A 4,315-nucleotide genomic window follows, 5' to 3' on the forward strand; every position below is an offset into this window, starting at 1 on the left:
GGCTGCAAAAGCGGCTCTACGAGCTCGTCTCACTGAAAGAATCGATCAGGAGAAGGGAGGTGCAGGCACCCGATCTTGACGACATCTATGATGAGGCAACGAAGGTGACGTTCGACGACATTCTTACGTGAGGCAACGGGCGGGCCCCCTGCACGCGTTCACTCTTCGTAAGAAAACCATCAAACGCCCCGCTCACGCCCTATCACGCATCCTTGTCGGCGACCTCGGAGTCGTCCTTGGCCTTCTTGTCCGTGAACCGCTCGATGAACTCGATGTGCTCCACGACATCCACCTCCAGCGTCTTTGCCAGGCGCGTCAGCTCGACATCCTCGGTACAGAAGAGCTTGGAACGCTGAGCCATGGTGAGAATGACCGCCGAATCGAAGTCCACGTCGTACTTCTCCATCATGGCATTAACGTCTGATTCGGAGTACTCCTCGGCATGCAGGAGTTCTTTCATCTCGATGTCTTCATAGACTTCTTCCTTCAGTTCATCGTAGAGCATCTCGGTAACGATCCACTTGCGCTTGCGCTGCGGCATCAACTTGACCTGCTCGGCAGCGACCATCTCGTCGATGAAGTCGCGCGTGACCGTGAAGCGGCGCTTGCGGGCCAGCAGCAGCAGCGGCAGCAGGAGCAGTGGCGTGAAGCAGAAGTACCAGTACTTGGGTATGCGGATCGGCGGAATGATGCCGATATCGGTCGGCCAGCCCCACACCTGCACACGCGCATTTGCGGTGTCGGTGATGAAGACCAGGTTCTTGGCGTTGATCGAAACGTCGTTGGGGAAGTTGAACTGGCCACCGAGAACGCCTCGGGAACCGAACGTCGCGAGCCGCCCGCCCTCGGTACTCCAGATGGTTCCGTCATGCGAGAGGGTATCGATCACCACTAGCTTGTCTGAAGACGTGGCGTCCTTCGAGCGAGGAACGAGGAAGTCCACACCGCGTGGCAGGCCCTGTGTGGGCACCACGTACTGGAAGTTGCCCTCCAGATCGAAGACCTGTATGCGGCGGTTGTTGCTGTCCGTGACCCAGACCTCCTGGCCGTTGACGGCCACGCCGTTCGGGAACTGGAAGTTCTCCGGGTTGTCCTGCACGCGCAATGCAACACCCGCCTTGCCGATGGAGCGCTTGAACTTGCCGTCGGGACCGAAGATCAGCAACCTGCTCCCCGGAAGGAAGTCCGTGACATACATCGTGCCGTCGGGGGCGAAGTCGAGCGCGACGGGCATCCACACGTCACCCCTCGTGTCGAAGCCCTTGGGAAGCTGGTCCTTCGGCAGCTTGGGATCGAAGATGCCGACGTACTTGCCATCGGGTTCGAAGATGACCATCCGGCGCTCGCGGCGGTCCGAGACGTAGAGGCGCCCGTTCTTGGGATGGCGCTTCACGTACATAGGTGTCGTGAGATTGTCGGCACCGAACGTCTTCACAAACGTACCGTCGACCTCGAACTGGAACATCTGGCCACCGGCGGAGTCGGTAACCCACGCATACTGCTCGTCGGCGTACACACCAAGGGGACGCTGAATCGCCGTGGAAGTCGTGTCGCTGCCCGCCATGGAGTACAGATAGTCGGGCGGAATGACGGCTTCATCCGTCGTTGTCGCGATGTTGAGACGCAGGCTCTTGGTCGCGCGGAAGTTCGCGTACCACGCACCTAGAAGCGCGAGCAGCACGAGCAGCACGACGAGCAGTATTAGTTTGCGGCGAGTGCGTTTCTTCACGCCGTCGTCCCCTTACTTCTTCTTCTTCGCGGTCAGACGAGTCACGCCCTCTTTCGCCTCCGCGTTGTCCGGCTCGATATCGAGCGCGTCCCTGTACGCGGTCAATGCATCTTCCTTCTTGCCGAGCTTCTCGAGTGCCATTGCGTGCAACATCACGGCCTCGGCCGACTTCGGCGCGAGGGCCCGCGATATCGCGGCGGCGTCACGTGCGGCGGCGAAATCCCCCGCGTCGTAGGCTTCCTGAGCGTCGGCGAAAAAGTCCTCGTACTTGCCGACGGACTCAAGTGTCTCATGGGCGAGTTCGGAGTCCTCGGCTGCATCGACCGCCGCACGAAGATGCCATGCGGCGTTAACCAGGTCCTCACGATCAAGATAGATCAGACCGATCTCGTACTGCGCCTCGGCGTATCCAGGGTCGAAACGGACCGCGATTCGCAGTTGCTCCAGCGCCTGGTCCGAGTCTCCGAGACCAAGGAAAGCCTTGCCCAGACCGAGGTAGGTATCGGACGCATCACGCCGGATGCGTAAGGCGGCCTTGTAGTAGCCGACCGCATCTTCGTAGCGCTCGTCCGCGGATGCAACCGCGCCCAGATAGAAGAAGGCCTTCTCGCGCTTGTCGTTGATGTCCTTGTACTGATACGCCTCAGTAAGCTCAATGACGCGAAGGAAGTAGCGCTCGGATTCCGCGAGATTGCCCTCGGCCAAGTGGATGATGCCGAAATCGAGATAGGCCGGTACGTTCTCGGGGTCGAGTTCCAGAGCGATCTTGAGCTGCTCGAGGGCCTGCCTTCGGAGCCCAGCGCTGAACAGGGTCTCCGCCAGACGCACCCGCACGCCAGCGTCATTGGGGCTTTGGTCGACGACTGCGCTCACCATGGCCACGGCGCGTGCGGCAGGCGAGGCTTCACGCTCGGCTTGCCGCACGGCATAGACGGAATACGCGAAGTAGAGGCTGAAAGCCAGAGTGGCCGCTCCAACCGTCCACACGGCAACCGTGAGTACCCGGTCGAGCCTATCTGTTGCGCCTTGTTTGCCAACTGCAGCGGCAGATGTCGCCACGCGATTCATCCTGTCTGTTCGAACGACCGACTCTCCAGTGCCGGTACTGGGAGTCGAGGTCGCCTCAGGCCCAAGGGACCATCAAGCACGACCCAACGTACTGGCAGAACAGAGCATGTGTCAACAGTTACAATCTCGCTTCACAGTATCTACACAGGCCCTACGTCAGACACCAAGGTTGTCGTGACAGCGAACGCACAGCGACTTGCCCTTGTAGGGCGCAATGAGCCTGCTGTCGATATCCAGTTCACCGTGACAGTCATAGCAGAGACGCAGGTCGTGAGCGCTGGAGACTTCAGCCTGGCGGGCCGCTTTCGACGTGCCAAAGCTCACATGGCAATCGTAGCACTTGTACGGGCGCCCCTTCTTCTCCTCGACGTCGAAGTGCACGGCGTGCTCTGCGAACCCCTTGTGTTGAATCTTCGTCGCCGGTTTGGGATTCATCTCGTCATGACACGGGGCGCAGTTCTCCCGCGTCAAGTCGGCGCGCTTCACCTTGTCGTGGTGACAGTTCTGGCACGAGCTCCGATCGGTGTGGCAGACGTTGCAGTCCTTGCGGTCCACGTCATTGGCCGGCTTGTGGTTCTTCAGCCAGTCGGCAGGGTGTGGCATGACCGTCTTGTGACAGAGCTTGCACGACGGTGAGTCGTGGCAGGAACCGCAGGCGCCCTCCTGTTGGAGGTAGTCCTTGCCGTGTTTGCTGTACCACTCGACATTCTTGTGTGCCGCCGGAATCACCTTCGCCGAGCCAGGGCCGCTCTTGCGCCGCCCCATGTGGCACTCGACGCAGAAGTCGGGCTTGTGACACATGGCGCAGTACTCGGGCTCTTTGTTCGCCCGCTTCTTGTGGTCACCGGCCTGGAACTTCTTGGTGTGGTCAGCGGGCATGAGCTCAAAGTCCTTGGGGTGACACGCGTAGCAGTCCTCGGTAGCGACTACTCCCGCCGACGCGTGAGTGAGCCCGTGACAGCGGTAGCACGACAGCATGTCCGGCCTGCGAATACTCTTTGTGCCCGTGCCGTGCCCGAACTTCGGGTGGCACACGGTGCACTGGTAGTTGCGCTTGAGGTGATCCGCGTGGGCGAAGATGACCGTGCCCGGCAGGAAGTCATCGATGTCCGGATGGCAGTACATGCACTGCCCCATCGAGGTGGGCTGGGTCGGGTACACGATGACCGCCGGCCGGTCGAGGTCCACCGGGATCGTGCCCAGGAAGACCGCCGGCATCGGCCCGACATCGACCTTCTCCCGCTTGTGGCACTCGTCGCAGTCCTTGGGCGCGTCGTGACACATCATGCACTGGTTCGTGTCGTTCTTGGCGCGGTCTGCGTGTGGCGCCTTGGCCCACGTCTTGGTGTGCGTGCGGGGCCGAAGGTTGAATGAAGGCGAATGGCACGCGGAGCATTCCGCCGCGGCGATGTCGCCCTGGGGACCGTGCGAGATGCCGTGACAGTTGAAGCAAGACTCCATGGGCGGAGAGTAGGTCTTGCCGGCCTCGTGGGCCGGCTTGTAGTGGCACGCGGTGCA

The 4,315-nt window shown here is 61.0% G+C and carries 3 protein-coding genes; all 3 read right to left on the minus strand.

From position 1 onward, the window contains the following. Positions 1–202: 202 nt before the first annotated feature. Positions 203–1,729 carry a hypothetical protein gene (locus Q8K99_04965; GenBank protein MDP2181905.1) on the minus strand — a complete coding sequence of 509 codons (1,527 nt, stop codon included), beginning with the start codon at positions 1,727–1,729 and terminating at the stop codon, positions 203–205. 12 nt (positions 1,730–1,741) lie between these two features. Further along, positions 1,742–2,788, minus strand: coding sequence for a tetratricopeptide repeat protein (locus tag Q8K99_04970; protein MDP2181906.1), 1,047 nt, complete (start codon positions 2,786–2,788; stop codon positions 1,742–1,744). Between the two features lie 165 nt (positions 2,789–2,953). Next, the coding region (locus Q8K99_04975; protein ID MDP2181907.1) for a cytochrome c3 family protein at positions 2,954–4,315 on the minus strand (1,362 nt) is incomplete at its 5' end.

Source organism: Actinomycetota bacterium (assembly GCA_030682655.1).
In the GTDB taxonomy this organism is placed as follows: Bacteria; Actinomycetota; Coriobacteriia; order Anaerosomatales; family JAUXNU01; genus JAUXNU01.